The organism is Roseobacter litoralis Och 149, from assembly GCF_000154785.2.
In the GTDB taxonomy this organism is placed as follows: Bacteria; Pseudomonadota; Alphaproteobacteria; order Rhodobacterales; family Rhodobacteraceae; genus Roseobacter; species Roseobacter litoralis.
Genome location: NC_015730.1, coordinates 1,310,978 through 1,329,648, shown reverse-complemented (window position 1 = coordinate 1,329,648; position 18,671 = coordinate 1,310,978). Strand labels below are relative to the sequence as shown.

Genomic DNA, 18,671 nt, shown 5'->3' with positions numbered 1-18,671 from the left:
CGTGTGACGGTCAGGCGGCCTTTTCCAATTCGAAGGCATCATGCAGGGCTTGCACGGCAAGTTCCATGTATTTCCGGTCAATCAGCACAGAAATCTTGATTTCCGAGGTGGTGATAACCTTGATGTTGATACCTTCAGCACTCAGTACCTGAAACATCTTGGCGGCAACACCCGTATGGCTGCGCATGCCAATGCCAACCACAGAAACCTTGGCAACATCAAGGTCCGCGATGGCCTCGTGATAGTTGATAACGCCTTCAGACTTTGCATTTTCCACGGCTTTTTGGGCGCGCGCCACATGATCGGTGGGGCAGGACCATGTCATATCGGTGCGCCCCTCTTCGGCGATATTCTGCACAATCATGTCGACGTTGACACCTGCATCGCTCAGCGCGCTGAAAATATTCGCCGCGATACCGGGGCGGTCCGCCACGCTGACGAGGGTCATTTTGGCCTCATCGCGGCTGAAGGCGACACCGGCGACTACATTGCTTTCCATGATTTCCTCCTCATCACAAACCAGCGTTCCCGCTGTGTCAGATTGTTCCTCAAAACTGCTCAGCACGCGCAGTTTCACTTTGTAGCGCATTGCCAGTTCAACCGAACGGGTTTGCAGGACTTTCGCCCCCAAGGACGCCAGTTCGAGCATTTCTTCAAAGGCGATCTTATCGAGTTTTCGCGCTTTGGCGCTGACCCGCGGATCCGTCGTATATACCCCATCCACATCCGTGTAGATATCGCAACGCTCAGCCTCAAAGGCGGCGGCAAAGGCCACAGCCGTGGTGTCCGAACCACCCCGACCGAGCGTGGTGATGCGCCCCTCCGGGCTAATCCCCTGAAAACCTGCGACAACGGCGACCCGCATACCTTCAGCGAATTTTGCACGTATGTTTTCGGTCGGGATCTCTTCGATGCGGGCGGAGGAATGCGCGTTGGTGGTCTTGACCGGCACCTGCCAGCCTTGCCAACTGCGCGCGGGCACGTCCATTTCCTGCAGGGTCAACGCCATGAGGCCTGCTGTCACATTCTCGCCCGAGGACACAACAGCATCAAACTCGCGTGCATCACAGAGCGGCGAGATTTCATTGACCCACCCGACCAGTTCATTGGTTTTCCCCGACATGGCCGATACGATCACGATGACATCATAGCCATTTGCAACCTCGACTCCGACCCGTTTGGCCACGCGCCGGATACGGTCCAGCGTCGCGACCGAAGTCCCCCCGAATTTCATTACCAGAACAGGCATTTGTGTGTCCCTTGCGTCAGTCGCGGCGGGTTTACGCGCAACGCCCATAACACACAAGCACTTTGCCTCTTCCGCAGTCGCCACCGATGGGATGCAAGTTAGCAATTTTGCGCTTAATAGGCGTGCGGACGACCATCCCAGGTTTCAAAAACGCCCGTCTTGTTGACGTTCAAATCATCAAACCGAGCGACAAGACCCGATACAGCCTCGTCAATGGAGATATCCGCAGCCGCCCCGCCCATGTCCGTCACCACCCAGCCGGGGTGATAAATACCAACGGCGATACCCTGACCTGCAAGGTCAGTTGCAAGGTTGCGCCCGAGGTTCAGTACCGCCGCCTTGGACGCCCGGTAGATGTAACTGCCGCCGGGCGCACGTTCACTTGACGCCATCGTTGAGGAAATAATTGCAACCCGTGCGGCATTTGCGGATTTGAGGTTCGGCAACAGGCTTTGAATGGTTAGAAAAACGCCCGTGACATTGGCAGCAAAGGTATCCGCCCAAAGCTCAGCGGCAAAGCCACCGTCAAGCGTTTCAGCCTTGTCCAGATAAACCCCTGCATTGCACACCAGCAAATCAATCGGTCGGCCACTTAACTGCTGTGCCAGTGCCGCATGGCTGGCGGGATTTGTGACATCCAGCGGCCAGTCACCCTCGCGCGTTGTGCCCACAACCTCATCCCCGCGCGCCCTGTAGGCCGCCGCCAATCCTGCGCCAATCCCACGACTGGTGCCGGTAATCAAAACTGTCATTTTTCAGTTCGCCTTTCGATTAGGCAAAAAAGGAAGCGGCGCAACGGGCACCCCATCTTCAATCAGTGCTTTTGCTTCTGCACCATTCGCCTCGCCGTAGATCGCACGCTCTGGTGTTGCGCCCAGATACATGGAACGCGCTTCTTCGGCAAAATTACCACCGACATAATCTGCGTTTTCCTCAACATGCTTTCGCAGTGCTGTGAGCGCTTTTTCGTTGTCCGTCTCAGGCTTGCTCAAGCTCGGCGTTTTCGGTGCCTCCGCATTGCTGGACACACGCGGCGACATAATCGCCTTGGCCACGTCGGTGCTACCGCACTGCACGCAGGACAAATGCCCGGACCCGACAAGCGCATCAAAGGCCGATGCCGATTGAAACCAGCTTTCGAACTGATGACCGTTATCACATTTCAAAGCGTATTGAATCATGCTGCGCAGGGTACTCCGCATTCCATTGTTGCATAGAAAGTGGCGACTGCAGACGCGAAGGTCAAGCCGCGCTAGCGATACATGCGCGGATCAAAATCAAGGAGAATGCGCGCCAATTCCGGCTCTTCGACCATTTTCGCGGCCTTCTTGCGCGACACCCAGGTTCTTTTGCGTTGAGAGACTTCGGGAAACACATCAGCCAGCGACGTGACCTCTACGGCGAAAACCATTGCAAGACAGGGCAGTTCGCCTTGGGTATCGGTTTCCTTACTATACGAAAATATACCGATGCAGCGCCCATCGCTCTGTCCGCGCACGCCAGCCTCTTCCCATGCTTCGATTGCCGCCGATTCCGCAGGCGTCTTGCCGTCCATGGGCCAACCCTTGGGCACAATCCAGCGTTTGGTATTGCGCGATGTAATCAGCAAAACCTGCACTTTATCCTTGCGTATCCGATAGCAAAGCGCGGCAAACTGCGATCTCACATCTGATTTTCTACCATCTGGCAGAGAAATAGGGAGTTGCTTTATCATATTTCGCTGATGTGTGCTCATAAACCCGAAAAAACCAAACGGTTAATATACATATGCCACAACATAAGGCCTGTTTCTAACAATTTCATACAGCCTACCACTAGGTGAGCTTGGTTAAAAGCGCGTTAATACCACATTTTGAGAGAACAGGCGCATCTACACCAAGGCCCTCTTCTCCAGCCGAAGGCGCAAACGTTCCACCAGATCCTCAACGGGAACGTCGGCGTCAATGGCCAGTCTGCGCAACCCAAAATGGACATGCGCCATTTCCTGATAATAACTGGTGTAGGCGTAATTGGTCGCAGCCCCGGCCACAGCCCCCAATATGGGCACAGTCTGTGCAGCAAGTTTTTGACCCAAAACAGTCGCCAGCCGTGGCGACACCCGGCCAATAAGCCCTTGCACCGCGGCCCCCGTCAGGGTCACGCGCGCGGAAATGAACGCAAGATCAGCCCCGTCGTCCGCCTCCAGAGGACCAGCCGATGAAAAGACACGGATGCAATCAAACTGAACGCTTTCTGAAGCGGCATCAAAACCCTGCTCTTGTGCGGCACCCTGAATGACGCGCAACAAAAGCGTCGTGGTCACCGGCAGTTCTGCCAGGGCAGTCGGCAACCCACCCATCCCGCCAACAGCCCCCATCGCCGCGCCAACAGCGGAGTTCAGCCATCCCTTTTGATCCGGCACAACGCCGCGACTGCCATGTGCTGCTTTCATGGCCTGCTCCAGCGCGCGGGTCGTGGCCTGTTCCAAACCACCCCGCACGGGCGATGGCAACCGGTCGAGCAACCCTTCGGCACGCCCGCCAATCAGGTTCAGGACTTCAACCCCAAAGCCGCCAGCGCGCCGATAGCGTTCCGCCAGAGCGTCCAGTCGTGCCTCAGTATCCGGCAAATCGTTGACGTTAATCAGGTCCATATGCTCTCCTACGTCCCAAGATGGGATCTGCGCGGTGCGATTTCAATCCGCGCGCCAGCGCGTCACTTCACCAACCACCCCGTCCCAGGCACCCGGCACAAGCGCACGCCCCAGCACACGATCGGGGTTTGTCGGTGGGGGCATGTTCACATCGCTCAGGCGCGTAAATTGATACCGCTGATAATAGGGCGCGTCCCCAACCAGCATGACCCGCTGCCATCCCGCCTCTGCGGCCAAATCAAGTGTGCTGCGGATCAACAGCGATGCCAGCCCTTCGCCCTGTCGGGTGGGGTGTACCGCAACCGGCCCCAAAAGCAGCGCACTCACCTCGCCAATCCGCACCGGCCAATAGCGGATGGCCCCACCAAGGATCCCGTCCCGGTCGCGCGCAACATGGCTGAGGTTTTCAACTGGCGGCACATCATCGCGCAACCGATAAGACGACAATGCCTCACGGCCCGGCGCAAAGCAAAGATCATAAAGCGCTTCGACCTCGTGATGGTCCTGCTCGGTTTCATGGGTCAGGGTATACACAGGAATAAAGCGCCGTTTGAGGGATGCGTCGTGTTTCAGGTGGTCCGGCCCTATCACATGGGATATGCCGCCTGCAAACCATCAGGAGTGACTATGTTCTACCGTCCGCAAGAAGGCCACGGCCTGCCGCATAACCCCTTCAACGCAATCGTGTCGCCGCGCCCCATCGGATGGATTTCAACGCGCGATGCGGCGGGGGCGAACAACCTTGCGCCCTATTCCTTTTTTAACGCGGTGGCCTATGTGCCCCCTCAGGTAATGTTCGCCTCCACTTCGGCCAAGCCAGATCGGGACGACACCAAAGACTCCGTCGCCAATATTCGCGAAACCGGTGTCTTCTGCGTCAATATCGTCGAATATGAAATGCGCAACGTGATGAATGCCTCATCAGAGGGACTCGCGCGCGAGGTTGATGAATTCGAACACGCCGGTATCGCACCAACGCCCTGCCGCGAAATCGACTGCGCGCGGGTCACTGGCGCACCGGCAGCGCTGGAATGCCGCATGACGCAGATCGTCAAGATCGAAGGCGCGCATAATTTCGTCGTGTTCGGTGAGGTCGTCGGCGTCCACATGCGCGATGATACGCTGATTAACGGCCGGTTCGATGTGACAACCTTCAATCCGCTCAGCAGGATGGGCTACCGGGATTACACCAAAGTAAGTGAGGTTTTCGAACTTTCGCGGCCTGACGACTAAGCACCATCGCCATGGGATTCACGCACATTCCCGCGCTCCGCGGCAATGGGACGGTGGGTGGGGCGCATTGGCCAAAGGCCAACAGCGCCGCCAAACCGTCAGTGCCCGCCCAAAACCCCCGTGCGCACACTGTAATTTACCGCCAGCGCATAGTCCGGATCGTCATCGCTATCCACCATGAGATGCCCCGCTTTATTCAGCAGTTTGTGGCAGTCATGGCTCAGGTGACGCAGTTGGATACGCTTCCCTTGCGCCTCATATTTCCCGGCAATCGCCTCAATGGCCTGCAGCGCGGATTGATCCACCACACGGCTGTCCGCAAAATCAACGATTACTTCCGATGGGTCGCCCTCAACATCAAACAGCTCAGTAAAACCGTCTGAGGACCCGAAAAACAAAGGTCCCTGCACCTGATAAACCCGAGCACCTTCAGGGGTGCTGTAGACCTTGGCATGAATCCGGCGCGCATTATTCCACGCATAGGCCAGCGCACTCACGATCACGCCGACCACCACGGCAACCGCCAGATCTTCCATCACGGTCACCACCGTCACCAGCAATATGACAAAGGCATCGGTCAGCGGTACTTTGCGCAGGATGGTCAGGGAGTTCCAAGCGAATGTGCCGATCACTACCATGAACATCACACCCACCAAGGCCGCGAGCGGGATTAGCTCAATAATCGAACTGCCAACAAGAATAAACAACAGCAAAAACACTGCAGCAGCAATGCCCGCGACGCGCGTACGACCGCCGGATTTCACGTTGATCATCGACTGACCAATCATCGCACAGCCGCCCATACCACCAAAGAAACCGGTGACCGTATTGGCGAGCCCCTGAGCGATACACTCCTGTGAGGCCCCGCCGCGCTTACCCGTCATATCACCCACAAGGTTCAGCGTCAGCAGGCTTTCGATCAATCCAATCGCCGCCAGAATGATCGCATAGGGCAGAATAATTTCCAGCGTCTCCAGATTCAAAGGCACCATGGGAATATGCAAACTCGGGAAACCACCCTGAATGGATGCAAGATCGCCGACACGCGGCACATCCAACCCGAAAAAGATCACAACCGCGGCAACAATACCGATGCCCGCCAAAGGTGCCGGGATTGCACGCGTGATGCGGGGCATCACCCAGATTATCGCCATGGTCGCCGCGACAAGCAGCAACATCAGCGCGAGCGGCTGTCCCGACAACCACTCTCCTCCACCCATACCATGCCCTGAATTCTCAAGAGTTCCCGGCACTTTGAACTGGCTGAGTTGCGCCAGAAAAATCACGATTGCCAACCCGTTGACAAAGCCCAGCATCACGGGATGCGGCACCAGCCGGATGAACTTGCCCCATTGCATGACACCGGCAAACACCTGCAAAAACCCCATCAGAACGACCGTCGCGAACAGATATTCCACACCATGTTCGGCCACCAAAGCCACCATCACAACCGCCAGCGCACCTGTCGCACCGGAAATCATGCCCGGACGGCCCCCGATCAAAGCTGTAATCAAACCGACAATAAACGCCGCATACAGACCAACAAGCGGATGCACACCGGCGACAAAGGCAAAGGCCACAGCCTCGGGCACCAAAGCCAGCGCAACCGTCAGGCCCGACAACAGCTCGATGCGCAACCGCCCCAGTGAAAAACCTTCATCAGGCATCCACCGCAGATCTGTCACATCCAAATTCTTTGCAAAGGTGCGAAACGATGCGCGCGCCATAATGTCATTTTCCTGAGTTTGAGTCGTCTGAACCCGCGTCCTGCGCGCGCTAACATGGTGGCTCCCTAGACCTATTCGGTACAAATGAAAACCCCGCCCTTTGTCGTTGATCATGGTAAATCAATGATGAACGACACCTGCCCGCTCTGACATCAGCCTGATGTCAGGGCGCACGCACCCTTCACAACCCCTTAATCAAAGACGGCGATTTGTGCCTTTTCAACCTGCGTCTCAGCGGGCAGACTGCCAGCAACGCACAAAAGGACAGCTTCAATGACCCAAACGAAAATAGCCGTGATTGGTGGATCTGGTCTTTATGATATTGATGGGCTGAAAGAAGCAAAATGGACGCGTGTTGCAACGCCTTGGGGCGCGCCGTCCGATGACATTCTGACCGGGGAACTTGATGGTGTTCCGATGGCCTTTTTACCGCGCCACGGACGCGGCCATGTGCATAGCCCCACCACCGTGCCCTACCGTGCAAATATCGACGCGCTCAAGCGGCTTGGCGTGACAGATGTCATTTCGGTGTCGGCCTGCGGTTCCTTTCGCGAAGAGATGGCACCGGGTGATTTCGTCATCGTCGATCAATTCATAGACCGCACCTTCGCGCGGGAAAAATCGTTTTTCGGCACGGGCTGCGTAGCACACGTCAGCGTCGCCCATCCGACCTGTCTCCGTCTGTCCAAAGCCTGTCATACGGCGGCCACCGATTCGGGCATCACGGTGCATGACGGTGGGACTTATTTGGCGATGGAAGGCCCGCAGTTTTCGACCCTTGCGGAGTCCAAAATGTACCGCACGAGCTGGGGCGCGGATGTGATCGGCATGACCAACATGCCCGAAGCGAAACTCGCCCGCGAAGCCGAACTGTGTTACGCCTCGGTCGCGATGATCACCGATTACGACAGCTGGCACCCCGATCACGGCGAGGTCGATGTCACGCAGATCATCAAGACGTTGATGGGCAACGCAGACAAGGGCCGCGATCTGGTGCGCCGCCTGCCCGCCATGCTCGGGCCCGAGCGTGCACCCTGCCCCCACGGCTGCGACCGCGCGCTGGAATATGCCATCCTGACCCAACCCGACGCACGCGATCCGGCGGTCATGGCCAAGTTGGATGCCGTGGCCGGGCGCGTACTCTGATCTAAGGAACACATAAAATGCCTCTCGACCTCTGGCTGACCTTTGTTGCAGCCTCCACCGCGCTCCTGCTGATCCCCGGCCCGACTGTGCTTTTGGTACTCAGCTATGCGCTGTCCAAAGGGCGGTCGGTCGCGGTGGCCTCGGCAGCAGGCGTTGCTTTCGGCGACCTCATTGCGATGACTGCTTCTCTGCTGGGTCTTGGCGCGCTCGTGCTGGCCTCTGCGACGGCTTTTACGATCCTTAAATGGGTCGGTGCCGCCTATCTGGTCTGGCTGGGTATCAAGCTGATCCGCTCTGCCCCCACAGACGGATTGACCCCCGCACGCGATGTGACCGCGAATGGTGTGTTTGGGCACACGGCCATGGTCACGGCGCTCAACCCGAAATCCATCGCCTTTTTCATCGCCTTCGTGCCACAGTTCATCCGACCTGAAGCAGCACTCTTGCCGCAATTCGCGATCCTGATCGCAACTTTCGTCACCCTTGCTGCCCTCAACGCGCTGGCCTACGCGCTTTTGGCGGATCGATTGCGCCGTGTCATCGCCAGACCCTCCGTTCTGACATGGATCACCCGCGCAGGCGGGGCCACCTTGATTGGCATGGGCGTGCTGACCGCAACCCTGCGCCGCGCAGTAACCAGAGAGACATTATGAAAACCGTACAAGATTACATCCGCACCATCGTCGATTTTCCCCATGAGGGCATCATGTTCCGCGATGTGACCACGCTTTTCGCGGATCCGCGCGGGTTTCGCATCGCGATTGATCAGATGTTGCACCCCTATGCCGGGTTGCAGATTGATAAGGTTGTGGGGCTGGAGGCACGCGGGTTTATTCTCGGTGGCGCCATCGCGCATCAACTGTCCAAGGGGTTCGTCCCGATCCGCAAGAAAGGTAAGTTGCCGGGGAAAACCATCAGCGAAGCCTATACGCTGGAATATGGCGAGGCGATTGTCGAAATCCACGATGATGCCATTCAACCGGGCGAAAAGGTGCTGGTGGTCGATGATCTGCTGGCCACGGGCGGCACCGCCGAAGCGGGCATCAAGCTGATCAAGCGGTTGGGAGGGGAGATCATCTCCACCTCCTTCATCATTGACCTGCCCGATCTTGGCGGGCGCGCGCGGCTTGAGGCCATGGGCGTGGAAGTCAACGCGCTCTGCGCCTATGAGGGGTTGTGATCAGCCAACAAGCGTCGGCCAGTTCGCATCCCCTGCGGCGATGTTACCGGCCACGTCACGTTCCCATTTGCGTTGAATACGGCGTGAATAGTTAAGGTATAACTTGCCATCCACAATCTTCCACGCCTCGGGTACGGTTGAGGCGGTGTAGCCTTTGCTGACGGCATAGGCGCAAAAGCCGCCGTATTGCGGGGCATAAGTGGCCGGATCGGCGGCAAAAGCAATCCGGTTTTCTTCATTAGCAAAGCGCCATGTGACGCCCATCCAGTCATGGGTGATGTCCGAACGGCCCTTGGTTGGCGCGCCATCGGTAAAATAGGCAACCACGTCGCTGCCATCCACAGCAACACCGGCCTCGGAATAGATGTTGCCTTCACCTGCGCCAACCCGGTGACTGCTGATCGCCAGCGCTGCGATGGGCAGTGCTGCACCGCCAAGTAAAACCTGTCTGCGTGTGAATGACATATCTGAACCCCGCTTTCATCCTGTTTGTGGTGTTTAAGACATCAGCGTTGCACAGCAGATAAACAACCACGCCCACAGATAAGTTATGTCTGTTTCACTGCCATCTGCGCCGTGTTCAAGACAGCGCCCGGATTCATGATGCCAAAAGGGTCGAGCGCTGTTTTAATCGCACGCATCGCCGCCAGTTTGGCCGGGTCGCTGTAGCGTTCCAGATCATCGACCTTCAGCCGCCCAATCCCGTGTTCCGCGCTGACCGAACCACCCATGTCGTGCACCAGATCATGGACCCTGCGCTGCACCTCTGCGCGCTGGTTTTGGTGGTTCGATACGCGGCCCCCCTGCGCCGGGAACACATTATAATGCAGGTTTCCGTCCCCCACATGTCCAAAGCAATTGATGCGGAAATCGCCCAAACCCTCCACAAGGGCTCTGCCCCGGTCAATAAACGCGGGCAGCGCCCCCAGAGGCAGCGACACATCATGCGATGAGATTGAACCTATGCGCTTGTTCGCTTCGGGAATACGCTCGCGCACGGCCCAGAAATCAGCAGCCTGCTGATGGCTTTGTGCCACGATGCCATCCTCAACGAGACCTTCGGAGAGAGCTGAGGCAAAGAGCTCCTCCAGCGCGTCCTGCGGGTCCAGACCCTGCACAAGGCCAACGTCAATCAGGACAGACCATGCAGGGGCGACATCGAAGGGCTGGCGCACATCAGGCAGTGTTTCGCTCAAAAAAGCCAAGCCCTGCCCGCTGATCAGTTCGAACGCGCTGACCATTTCCCCCAGCCGCGCGCGCGCAAGCGCGAGAAGCGACAATGCAGCCTGCGGCGAGGGCACAACGAATAGTGCCGTCCCCATATGGGCCGGTTGCGGGCTCAGTTTCAAAGACGCCGCCGTGATAATCCCAAGCGTGCCTTCGGAACCGATCAGCAGGTGCCGCAGGTCGTAGCCGGTGTTATCCTTGCGCAGCCGTTTCAACCCGTGCCAGATTTGGCCATCAGGCAAAACGGCCTCAAGCCCAAGGCACAGATCCCGCGCATTTCCATAGCGCAAAACGCCCGTGCCACCGGCATTCGTCGCAAGGTTACCCCCAATCCGCGCTGTTCCCTGCGCCGCCAGGGAGAGTGGAAAAAGCCGCCCCGCCGCTGCTGCGGCCTGCTGCACCTGCGCAAGGATGGCGCCCGCGTCACAGATCAGAACATTTTCCTCCGGATAGATTGCGCGAATGCTGTTCATCCGCTCCAGCGAGATCACCAGCGGCGCGGGACCCTCAGGCATGATCTGCCCGCCCACCAACCCCGTGCCGCCGCCGTAAGGCACAACGGGCACACGCGCGTCAGCCGCAAGCGCCACCAGCTGCGCCACCTGATCAGTTGAACGCGGCGCCGCAACCAAACCTATCGCGCCTTGCCAGCGGCCACGCGGCTCCTCACTGTAGCGTGGTTCAGCATCGCGCAGCACATCGTCTGGCAAATGGTCTAACAAGGTCTGGCGAAACGCGGAATCGGCTGAATTATGCATCATGCACCTTGATCCCTTGCCGGGGTGCCAGATGCAAGAGCGCGCTAGTTTTCGCTCAGGAAGGCCGGGCGCAGCACCATCACCGTGGGACGTGATGGCAGGCGGTCCAATGACATTTCGAGCGATGGCCCACCCACCTCAACGATCTGGAATTCATCGGACATGCCTTGCAGAAAATCATCCAGTGCAAACAGCGAAAACCAATGCATCGGGATCACAACAGAGGACCTGAGCCGTTTCAACACGCGGGTCATCGTCGCCAGATCAAGGGTGTAGCCCCCGTCGACAGGAGCCATCACAATATCGACACGCCCCAGTGCCGCATATTGTTCGGCATCCGGTTCGTGGTGCAGATGCCCCAGATGTCCAACGCATAAACCCGCCAGTTCAAAGACAAAGATCGAATTGCCTTTGGTTTCGATCCCCGCAAAGGACGAGCGTATATCGGTCGAGACATTGCGCACGAGCACCTCCCCAAGGTCGAGGTTATGCACGATGCCCTCGCCAAACGGCCCCCAGCCGGGCAAGACATGAGGGATCGCTGGATCTGGGTTCGCGGTCCAATGTGTGGCATGCGCATGGTTCATTGTTACCACGTCGGGGATCAACGGCAGCGTACCGGTGTAGCCTGTGTAATCCGTGACCATGTTCAGCCCGCCGTGGCTTCGGATCAGAAAGCTCGCGTGGTGGATATAGTGAATTCGGACGGTTTCCTCATCGACCGGCGCGAGGCTCGCGGGCACGATGTATTCAATGCCAGGTGTGGCATCGGCCAGCGCCAAACAATGGCTCGGCGTGCGCTCAAGGTCCTGTGCTTGCGCAATCCCGGCCGACAGAATGAAGATAAAAAGGCTTCGCAATATCATGTCATGTCCCCTCCGCTAGCCTTAAAAACTAGCACAGAGCCGTGAAATTCCAGACCGTGGCGCGCACAAATTATCGTTGCTTGACGAAGATCTGCCCAAATGACGGGCAGATGTCTTCCTCACGACGCGGTGGTTTTGCCCCGTCGGTCAGAGCGCAGCGCCGCATAGAGCACATGCGTGCGCCAGCGGCCATCAATCTGCAGATAGCTTTGCGCGACGCCCTCGTATTTGAACCCTGAAGTTTCCAACAGTCCGCGCGAGGCTTTGTTTTCCGGCAAGCATGCCGCTTCGATCCGACTGAGGTCAAGGCGCGTGAAGGCATGGTGCACCAGCGCCGTAATCGCTTCGCGCATATATCCCTGCCGGGCAAAAGGCTCACCCGTCCAATAGCCCAATGTGCCGGCTTGCGAAGGCCCGCGCCGGATATTGTCGAGCGTGATTGCGCCAAGCAGTTGTTCATCCTGTCTGCGGATCAGAAACAAGGGCAAAGCGGATCCACCCGATACGGACCGCTGCGCCCAGTAGACGCGATTGGTGAAAGCCTTTCTGCTCAGATGGTCTTCGGCCCAGTTCGGCTCCCAGGGGGTGAGGTAATCCATGCTTTGCGCGCGCAGTTGCGACCACGCGCGAAAGTCCGAATGGATCGGCGGACGCAGTGTCATCCGCTCGGTCTCAATCCTGAGTTTGCGACGACCGCGAAGTATCACGCTGCACGGCGCTCCTGTAATGCAGCAAGCGTCGGCGCGCCCTCAACCGGTCCGTAAAGGGCAAGTGCTGCCGGTGCGCTTTCCGCAATTTCGCGGGCAAATTCGCGCACATCCCCGGTGGTCACCGCATCAATCATCGCGACTGTTTCGTCCAGCGGCGGCACACGGTCCCAGATCTGGACCAGACGCGCGAGCCGCTCCGCACGGTTGGACGGGCTTTCCAGTCCCATCAAAAGACCCGCTTTCATCTGTGCACGCGCACGTGCGACTTCGGCAGGCGACATGTCATCCACGGCGCGTTTCATCTCGTCGATTGTGATCTCGGCCAGTTGGCCGAGCTGCTCTGCACTGGTTCCGGCATAAATCGTCGTCATGCCCGTATCCGCATAGGCCCCCGCCTGCGCAAAGATCGAATAACACAGCCCCCGATTTTCGCGGATTTCCTGAAACAGGCGGCTCGACATACCGCCACCCAAGGCGGAGGCGTAGATCTGTGCTGTGTAAATGCGATCGTCCCGGTAACCGGGGCTTTCGAAGGCCAGCGCGAAATGCGCCTGCTCCAGCGCTTTGGTCTGGCGCCGCTCGCCGCCCAGAAACTGTGCAGCATCCACATCGAACATCGGCTTGGCCTGCATGCCGCCAAAAAGCTCTTCGGCCACGCGCACAATCGCATCGTGATCGACCGCCCCCGCAGCAGACAGGATCATCTGTTCGGGTCCGTAGTGTTGCCCGATGAAGTGCTGCAAATCGGCCCGTGAGAATTGCGACACCCGTTCGGTTGGGCCAAGAATGGTACGGCCCATCGGATGGTCGGGATAGGCCTCTTCTTGCAGCCAGTCGAAAATCACATCGTCCGGCGTGTCCAGCGATTGGCCAATTTCCTGCAGAATAACGCCGCGTTCGACTTCGATCTCGGCCTCTTCCAACGTGGGGTTAAGCAGAATATCCGCAATCACATCCAGCGCCAGCGGCACATCATTCTGCAACACCCGCGCGTAATAGGCCGTCACTTCGCGACTGGTATAAGCGTTGATATAGCCGCCCACGTCCTCGATGCTTTCCGCGATCTGCAAGGCCGTGCGCTGCTTTGTTCCCTTGAACGCCATATGTTCGAGAAAATGGGCGATGCCGTTTTGCTTGGGCGTTTCGTGACGGGCCCCCGCAGTGACCCAGACCCCGATAGAAGCCGAGGCAAGGCCCGGCATATGTTCGGTTACGATGCGAAAGCCGTTCGGCAGGCGGTGTTGGTTCAATGTCACGCTCAGATGTGCCCTTTTATATGTTTTTTCAGGGCGTCCAGATCGTTTGGCACGCGGGTCACCCTTTCGCTGCGCTCATACAGGTCAGACATACGTGCAGGCAAGGGTGGATGTATGCCCGATGCCGCCTCGACGGCTGCCGGGAATTTAGCCGGGTGGGCGGTCGCCAGCGTGACCATGGGCGTGCCGATGACGCGTTCCTCATCGGCGACTTTGACGCCAATGGCCGAATGCGGGCACAGCAACTCGCCGCTGTGTTTCAGCGCGCGCGCAATAGTATCCGACGTTTCCTGTTCAGAGGCACGCCCCGACGTGTAATGCGACTGCAGGACCTGCATCGCGCCTTGGCTTACGTCAAACCCACCGGCTTTCAGTTCGTCCATCAACTGAACGATGGCCGGTCCTTCGCGGTCATAGGCGTCAAATAATGCGCGTTCAAAATTTGAGCTGACCTGAATATCCATCGACGGGCTGATCGAGGGCACTGTTTCCCCCTTGTGATAGCCCTGCCCGTTCAGACAGCGGTGCAGGATGTCGTTCTGGTTGGTGGCCACCACCAGCCGGTCAATTGGCAGGCCCATCTGCTTGGCGATATAGCCTGCGAAAACGTCTCCAAAATTGCCGGTGGGCACTGTAAAGCTGACCTTGCGGTGTGGTGCGCCCAATGCGACGGCTGCCGAAAAATAATAGACCACCTGCGCCAGCACGCGGCCCCAGTTGATCGAGTTCACCCCAGCAAGGCGCACGGTATCGCGGAAGTCGAAATCGTTGAACATATCCTTGAGCCGCGCCTGACAGTCGTCAAAGTCACCATCCACGGCCAAAGCATGCACATTGCTTTCGGTCGGCGTGGTCATCTGGCGGCGCTGCACTTCAGAAATGCGGCCATGGGGATACATGATGAACACATCCACATTGCTCAGGCCCCGAAATGCTTCAATCGCGGCAGAACCGGTGTCACCGGATGTGGCCCCCACAATCGTCACGCGTTCGTTCTTGCGCCCCAATGCTGTTTGGAACATCTGCCCGATCAGCTGCATGGCAAAGTCCTTGAAGGCCAGCGTAGGCCCATGAAACAGCTCCAGCAGAAAATGCCCCTGATCCAACTGCTTGAGCGGGGCGCGCGCGTCATGGCCAAAGACCGCATAGGCACGCCCGATGATCTCGCGAAATTCCGTGTCCGTGAAAACATCCCCTACAAAGGGGCGCATTACGGTGTAGGCGATGTCTTCATAGCGCTGGCCTTCCATCGCGCTGATGGTATCGGGCGACAGCTGTGGGATTGTTTTGGGGACATACAGACCGCCATCACGGGCAAGCCCGCTCAACATCGCCTCTTCAAAATTCAGCACAGGCGCGGTGCCACGGGTCGAGATGTATTGCATATCGTTCAGCTTTTGGTTGCGCCGGATTTCCGGCGGAGAAAGAAGAAAGTCATCAAGGACCAGATCGTCGCAAGGGAAAACCACGTCACCGCATATTGCAAGTGATCGTTGGGAATCACGCGCGTGTCCACAGGCATTGGCGACAAAGGCCCGCCAAGTTGCGGCGCATCACGGCGCACGACAAGGATAGGTCGCGTTCCGAGCGCTGCTGCCATGGCGTCCACATCGCGGGCAAACCAGATGTTACTCTGCAGGTCCGGCTCGGGTGTGAATCCGTCGACTTCCTGTGGCCATTGCAGATTTCCCACAATGCTCAGCGGCGGGCCCTCTTCGAATTTCAGACCGCTGGCATTTTCCGTTGTGACAAAACCCAGATCAATCAGAATGTCACCGTCAGGATGCAACATGGGCCGGATGATCCGGTACCCGGCGCCAACGTCTTTTTTGGAAACAAGGATCCTCAGGAAATCCGCGCGCAATGTCCCCGTCACTTGCACGGGCAAATAGGCGTCGCGCGCGCGATCAAGTTGCGCCGGCAACGCCACAGGGTCGGCTGCAATGCGGCTGTCGATTTCAGCGATCACGCCTTCTTTCCATGCAAGGCGCTGTATTTGCCAGACGCCGAGGCTGATCAGGATCGCGGCCCCGCCCAGTCCGATAACCACCAGAAACGCCAACCGGCCCATTCGGTGCTGCCTTTCCCAAAGAAAAGCGCGCGAAAACCGCGCGCTTTGATTTCAGAGCCTGAAGCGGCGGTTAGTGTCCGCCCGGCATTACGCTGACGCCCCAGATGTAGACCGACAAGAAGAGGAACAGCCAGACCACATCGACAAAGTGCCAGTACCAGGCTGCCGCCTCAAAGCCGACGTGTTTCTCAGGGGTGAAATGCCCCTTGATGGCACGCACAAGACATACGGTTAGAAAGATCGTCCCGATGATCACGTGCAGCCCATGAAATCCTGTGGCCATGAAGAAGTTCGAGAAGAACTTGTCGCCGCCAAACTCCCAGCCCTTGTAGAGCAAATAGGAATATTCATACGCCTGCAGTATTGTGAACAAGACGCCGAGGATGATCGAGATGGCGAGGCCCCAGATCAGGTCGCGCCGGTTGTTCTCGTGTACCAGCGCATGGTGCGCCCAAGTCACGGCACAGCCTGACAAAAGCAGAACCAGTGTGTTGATCAACGGCAGGTGGAAGGCGTCAACGTGATAAATTTCCGGCTGAACGTACTCCGTGCCCGCGTATCCGCTCATCGGATAGATGGCATGTTTGAAGAACGACCAGAACCATGCCGCAAAGAACATCACCTCGGACATGATGAAGAGGATAAACCCATATCGCAGACCGATCCGCACCACCGGCGTGTGATCCCCCACTTTGCTTTCCGCGACGACCTCGGACCACCACGCGAACATCACGTAAAGCACAGCGGTAAAGCCAATCAGGAACATCCATGGGAATTGACCCTGCATCCACAGCACGGCGCCAAAGAGCATGAAAAATGCCCCGACCGCGCCAAGCAATGGCCAGATCGAGGGGTTTAAAATGTGATAGTCATGGTTCTTTTCATGCGCCATGGTTTCGTCCCTTACCTTATATTGGTCAGTTCAGACTTGTGTCTGAATTTTCTTCAGTGTCCTGCACGTCGGCGAATTCTTCGGGCAGGTCGATTTCATAGAAAGTATACGACAGCGTTATCGTGTGAATGTGCTTGCCGTCCCGGTCATCGACGATTTCCGGGTCCACGTAAAAGGTCACGGGCATCTGCACCCGCTCACCCGGTTGCAGCACCTGCTCTTCGAAGCAGAAACACTGGATTTTGTTGAAAAATCCACCCGCTTGATAGGGCGTCACATTATAGCTTGCCGATCCCGCGATTGGGCGGTCTGTCGGGTTATACGCCTCGTAGAATGCCAGACCAGATTCACCAATGCGCACGTCCATTTCGCGGACGACCGGTTTGAATTCCCACGGCATGTGATTGTTCAGCGAGCCATCAAAACGGATGGTGACGGTTTGATCAAGAATGTCCTCGGGCGCTACCTCGGAAACACCTGTTACGCCCCCAAATCCGGTCACCCGGCAAAACCAGTCATAGAGCGGCACCGATGCCCAAGCCAAAGCACCCATGAAAACCACGACACTCACGGTTTGAGCGACGGTTTTTGCAGGTCCTTGCAGAGCCATCAGTTCGATACCTCCGATGAAGCAGGCACAACAAAGTCGTCACTGGTAACTTTGGCGAATGTTATGGCCAGAACAAGCACGACAAATCCGGCCAGCATGAGGCCGACGCCTACATTACGCCCCTTGCGACGCGTGTGGATCTCATGTTCAGCGCGAATAGCCATATTCTACCAGCCTCCCAAGCCGAACGGGCGCAGCGCCGCTTCCAAAAGGATGACGCCGAAATGTGCAAAAAGATACCACAAGGATAGGCGGAAAAACTTTTTCTCCACGCGGTATTCGTCAGCAATCGCCGTGTCTTCGTCGCGCCGCCAGATATCAACCGCGCCCTTGAGAAACAGCGCATTCAGCACCAAAGCCGCTGCAAGATAAATCGGGCCACCAATCGCGGTGAAGCCTGTACCGACGGCAAGCACCGCCAGCAGGACCGTGTACACGATGATGTGCGCGCGCGTCTTTTTGCGACCGTGGGTCACTGTCAGCATCGGCACACCAGCATCGTCGTAATCAGACTTCATGAACAGCGCCAGCGCCCAGAAATGCGGCGGCGTCCACATGAAAATCAGCGCGAACATCAGCCATGCTTCAATCGACAGGCTGCCGGTCGCGATTGCCCAGCCAATCACGGGCGGGAATGCCCCGGCGGCACCACCGATCACGATGTTTTGCGGCGTCCAGCGCTTGAGCCACATTGAATAAATGACGGCGTAAAAGAAAATCGTGAAAGCCAGAAGCCCCGCCGCCAAGAAGTTGGCGGTCAACGCCAGCATCATGATCGACAATCCCGACAGGGCCGCCCCCAGATTTAACGCCTCACCGGGCTGAATACGTCCGTCAGGTATCGGGCGCTTAGATGTGCGACGCATGATCGCGTCGATGTCCGCATCCCACCACATGTTCAGCGCACCAGAAGCGCCTGCACCAATGGCGACAAACAGGATTGACGCAAACCCGATGACCGGATGCACCGGTGTTGGCGCGGCCAACAATCCAACCAGTGCGGTAAAGACCACAAGTGACATCACGCGCGGCTTGAGCAGCGCGAAGTAATCGCCCAACTGCGCCTCGTACTCTTTCGCCGCCGGGGATGATGTGTAGCCTACGTCAGCCATTT

At 57.7% G+C, this 18,671-nt stretch carries 22 protein-coding genes; 4 read left to right on the top strand and 18 right to left on the bottom strand.

Annotated features, from left to right (window positions below):
- Nucleotides 1-10 precede the first annotated feature (10 nt).
- The 6 genes from RLO149_RS06250 to RLO149_RS06225 all read right to left on the bottom strand — a co-directional run bounded on the left by RLO149_RS06250 (nucleotide 11) and on the right by RLO149_RS06225 (nucleotide 4,415).
- Complete coding sequence (locus tag RLO149_RS06250; protein ID WP_013961234.1) at nucleotides 11-1,249, bottom strand: aspartate kinase; 1,239 nt, start codon at nucleotides 1,247-1,249, stop codon at nucleotides 11-13.
- Nucleotides 1,250-1,362: 113 nt separating this feature from the next.
- Nucleotides 1,363-2,001, bottom strand: a complete 639-nt coding sequence (locus RLO149_RS06245) for an SDR family NAD(P)-dependent oxidoreductase (RefSeq protein ID WP_013961233.1) — start codon at nucleotides 1,999-2,001, stop codon at nucleotides 1,363-1,365.
- Between the two features lie 3 nt (nucleotides 2,002-2,004).
- Complete coding sequence (locus RLO149_RS06240; protein ID WP_013961232.1) at nucleotides 2,005-2,430, bottom strand: DUF1178 family protein; 426 nt, start codon at nucleotides 2,428-2,430, stop codon at nucleotides 2,005-2,007.
- Nucleotides 2,431-2,501: 71 nt separating this feature from the next.
- Nucleotides 2,502-2,963: an NUDIX hydrolase gene (locus RLO149_RS06235; RefSeq protein ID WP_044025237.1), complete on the bottom strand. Its 462-nt coding sequence runs from the start codon at nucleotides 2,961-2,963 to the stop codon at nucleotides 2,502-2,504.
- Nucleotides 2,964-3,119: 156 nt separating this feature from the next.
- A complete protein-coding gene (locus RLO149_RS06230) occupies nucleotides 3,120-3,881 on the bottom strand; it encodes an EcsC family protein (RefSeq protein ID WP_013961230.1) in 762 nt (253 codons plus the stop codon).
- Between the two features lie 42 nt (nucleotides 3,882-3,923).
- Nucleotides 3,924-4,415 carry a GNAT family N-acetyltransferase gene (locus RLO149_RS06225; RefSeq protein WP_044025236.1) on the bottom strand — a complete coding sequence of 164 codons (492 nt, stop codon included), beginning with the start codon at nucleotides 4,413-4,415 and terminating at the stop codon, nucleotides 3,924-3,926.
- A 93-nt stretch (nucleotides 4,416-4,508) separates the two neighbouring features.
- Between RLO149_RS06225 and RLO149_RS06220 the strand changes: the two genes are divergently transcribed.
- The gene (locus tag RLO149_RS06220) at nucleotides 4,509-5,114 is read left to right on the top strand and encodes a flavin reductase family protein (RefSeq protein ID WP_013961228.1); all 606 of its coding nucleotides are present in this window, start codon (nucleotides 4,509-4,511) and stop codon (nucleotides 5,112-5,114) included.
- A 98-nt stretch (nucleotides 5,115-5,212) separates the two neighbouring features.
- Here the strand turns inward: RLO149_RS06220 and RLO149_RS06215 are convergent, their stop codons facing one another.
- Entirely contained in the window at nucleotides 5,213-6,841 is a 1,629-nt protein-coding gene (locus tag RLO149_RS06215; RefSeq protein ID WP_013961227.1) for a SulP family inorganic anion transporter, read from the bottom strand.
- A 273-nt stretch (nucleotides 6,842-7,114) separates the two neighbouring features.
- On the opposite strand from RLO149_RS06215, the gene RLO149_RS06210 reads away from it, so the two are divergent.
- From RLO149_RS06210 to RLO149_RS06200, 3 genes are read left to right on the top strand one after another with little or no spacing between them, the layout of a single operon-like run.
- A complete protein-coding gene (locus RLO149_RS06210; RefSeq protein WP_013961226.1) occupies nucleotides 7,115-7,987 on the top strand; it encodes an S-methyl-5'-thioadenosine phosphorylase in 873 nt (290 codons plus the stop codon).
- A 17-nt stretch (nucleotides 7,988-8,004) separates the two neighbouring features.
- Nucleotides 8,005-8,640, top strand: a complete 636-nt coding sequence (locus RLO149_RS06205; RefSeq protein ID WP_013961225.1) for a LysE family translocator — start codon at nucleotides 8,005-8,007, stop codon at nucleotides 8,638-8,640.
- Nucleotides 8,637-9,167, top strand: coding sequence for an adenine phosphoribosyltransferase (locus RLO149_RS06200; RefSeq protein WP_013961224.1), 531 nt, complete (start codon nucleotides 8,637-8,639; stop codon nucleotides 9,165-9,167). Before RLO149_RS06205 ends, RLO149_RS06200 begins: the two co-directional genes overlap by 4 nt.
- Here the strand turns inward: RLO149_RS06200 and RLO149_RS06195 are convergent, their stop codons facing one another.
- The 11 genes from RLO149_RS06195 to cyoE all read right to left on the bottom strand — a co-directional run bounded on the left by RLO149_RS06195 (nucleotide 9,168) and on the right by cyoE (nucleotide 18,669).
- Nucleotides 9,168-9,632, bottom strand: a complete 465-nt coding sequence (locus RLO149_RS06195; RefSeq protein WP_013961223.1) for a YHS domain-containing (seleno)protein — start codon at nucleotides 9,630-9,632, stop codon at nucleotides 9,168-9,170.
- An 83-nt stretch (nucleotides 9,633-9,715) separates the two neighbouring features.
- Entirely contained in the window at nucleotides 9,716-11,155 is a 1,440-nt protein-coding gene (locus tag RLO149_RS06190) for an FAD-binding oxidoreductase (protein ID WP_013961222.1), read from the bottom strand.
- Between the two features lie 41 nt (nucleotides 11,156-11,196).
- The gene (locus RLO149_RS06185; RefSeq protein ID WP_013961221.1) at nucleotides 11,197-12,018 is read right to left on the bottom strand and encodes an MBL fold metallo-hydrolase; all 822 of its coding nucleotides are present in this window, start codon (nucleotides 12,016-12,018) and stop codon (nucleotides 11,197-11,199) included.
- 119 nt (nucleotides 12,019-12,137) lie between these two features.
- Nucleotides 12,138-12,722 (bottom strand): GNAT family N-acetyltransferase, encoded by a 585-nt coding sequence (locus RLO149_RS06180; RefSeq protein WP_083825498.1) that lies wholly within the window; start codon nucleotides 12,720-12,722, stop codon nucleotides 12,138-12,140.
- Nucleotides 12,722-13,984, bottom strand: a complete 1,263-nt coding sequence (locus tag RLO149_RS06175) for a M16 family metallopeptidase (protein ID WP_013961219.1) — start codon at nucleotides 13,982-13,984, stop codon at nucleotides 12,722-12,724. Before RLO149_RS06175 ends, RLO149_RS06180 begins: the two co-directional genes overlap by 1 nt.
- 2 nt (nucleotides 13,985-13,986) lie before the next feature.
- Entirely contained in the window at nucleotides 13,987-15,369 is a 1,383-nt protein-coding gene (gene thrC / locus RLO149_RS06170; RefSeq protein WP_013961218.1) for a threonine synthase, read from the bottom strand.
- Nucleotides 15,370-15,374: 5 nt separating this feature from the next.
- Nucleotides 15,375-16,055, bottom strand: coding sequence for an SURF1 family protein (locus RLO149_RS06165; RefSeq protein ID WP_013961217.1), 681 nt, complete (start codon nucleotides 16,053-16,055; stop codon nucleotides 15,375-15,377).
- 70 nt (nucleotides 16,056-16,125) lie between these two features.
- A complete protein-coding gene (locus RLO149_RS06160) occupies nucleotides 16,126-16,947 on the bottom strand; it encodes a cytochrome c oxidase subunit 3 (protein ID WP_013961216.1) in 822 nt (273 codons plus the stop codon).
- Nucleotides 16,948-16,972: 25 nt separating this feature from the next.
- Nucleotides 16,973-17,557 (bottom strand): cytochrome c oxidase assembly protein, encoded by a 585-nt coding sequence (locus RLO149_RS06155; RefSeq protein WP_013961215.1) that lies wholly within the window; start codon nucleotides 17,555-17,557, stop codon nucleotides 16,973-16,975.
- Nucleotides 17,557-17,721, bottom strand: a complete 165-nt coding sequence (locus RLO149_RS06150; protein WP_044025234.1) for a hypothetical protein — start codon at nucleotides 17,719-17,721, stop codon at nucleotides 17,557-17,559. The genes RLO149_RS06155 and RLO149_RS06150 overlap by 1 nt, the downstream gene beginning before the upstream one ends.
- A gap of 3 nt (nucleotides 17,722-17,724) precedes the next feature.
- On the bottom strand, nucleotides 17,725-18,669 hold the full coding sequence (cyoE, locus tag RLO149_RS06145; protein WP_013961214.1) for a heme o synthase: 945 nt from the start codon (nucleotides 18,667-18,669) through the stop codon (nucleotides 17,725-17,727).
- Nucleotides 18,670-18,671: the final 2 nt, after the last annotated feature.